At 71.7% G+C, this 1,341-nt stretch carries 1 protein-coding gene; it reads left to right on the forward strand.

Features of this window, described 5'->3' with window-relative positions:
• On the forward strand, nucleotides 1-1,224 hold a 1,224-nt coding region (locus tag FMEAI12_RS35510; RefSeq protein WP_200835522.1), incomplete at its 5' end, for an IS4 family transposase.
• Between the last annotated feature and the right edge of the window lie 117 nt (nucleotides 1,225-1,341).

The raw sequence follows: 1,341 nt of genomic DNA on the forward strand, positions 1-1,341 counted from the left end.
CGGGTGTCGGTGGGGGCGTTGACGAAGGCGTTCCCGCCGGATCTGGTGGACCGGGTCCTCGAGGCGACGGACACGGTGGAGGTGCGCCGCCGGCTGCTGCCGTCCCGGCTGGTGGTGTATTTCGTGTTGGCGCTGTGGTTGTTCCGGGGCCGTAACTGCGGTTACGGGCAGGTGGTCTCCAAGCTGGTGGATGCCTTTTACCACCGTCGCCGCGCCGCTGACCTGCTGGCGGGGCTGCCGTTGGACCCGGCCGGTACGGTGGACGCCGGCTCCGGCCGTACGTGGAGGCCACCGAACGTCTCCTCGCTGGTCCGGGCGCGCGCCCGGGTCGGAGCGGACCCGTTGCACATGCTGTTCGACGAGGTCGCCGGCCCGGTCGGCACCGAGGGTGCCGCCGGGGTGTTCCTCTGCGGGCTGCGGGTCGTCTCGATGGACGGGACCACCACCGACCTGCCTGACACGCCAGCCAACGAGGCGGTGTTCGCCCGGCCGTCCAACGCCGGCCGGGCGGGGGCGTTCCCGCAGGTCCGGTGGCTGGTGGCGGCCGAGTCCGGGACCGGCGCCCTGGTCGGCGCCACGTTCGGCCCGTACACGGTCGGGGAGCAGAGGCTGGCCGCGGACCTGCTGGGCGCGTTCGGTCCGGGGATGCTGGTGCTGGCCGACCGTAACTTCCTGTCTCACCGGCTGGCCCGCGACGTGCTGGCGACCGGCGCGCACATCCTGTGGCGGGCCTCGGCGTCGTTTGCCCTCACCCCGACAAAGGTGCTGGCTGATGGCACCTACCTGGCCCGGTTGAACCCCGCCCGCGGGGCCGACGGCGCGGCGGTCACGGTTCGGGTAGTCGAATACACCGTGCACACCACCACCACCGGCGGCGTCGAATCCTGTTCGGAGCTGTTCTGCCTGGTCACAGACCTCCTCGACGTCGAGGAGTACCCAGCGTTGGACCTGGCCTGCGCCTACCCGGACCGGTGGGGCTGCGAGACCGTGATCGGTCACCACAAGACCGACATGGGCGAAGGCCAGCCCGTCCTGCGCAGCAAGGACCCCGAAGGCGTCGCCCAGGAGATGTGGGCGCTGTTCGCCGTCTACCAGGCGATCCACACCCTCGTCGGCGCCGCCGTGGACGCCACCGGCATCCCACCAGGCAGGATCAGCTTCCCGCACGCCCTGGCCGCCGCGACCGACACCGTCACGGCCGGTTTTCCCCCCTCACCAGCTTGACCTGGCGCTGGCCACCTTCCTCCTCAAGATCCTGCGACCCGCGACGTTCGTTCGCGACCGCCCCGACCGCGCCAGCCCGCGCAGAACCAAGAAGGCCGGTGACTTCCCCGCCCGCCG

It is taken from the genome of Parafrankia sp. Ea1.12 (genome assembly GCF_900465275.1).
GTDB classification, from domain to species: domain Bacteria; phylum Actinomycetota; class Actinomycetes; order Frankiales; family Frankiaceae; genus Parafrankia; species Parafrankia soli.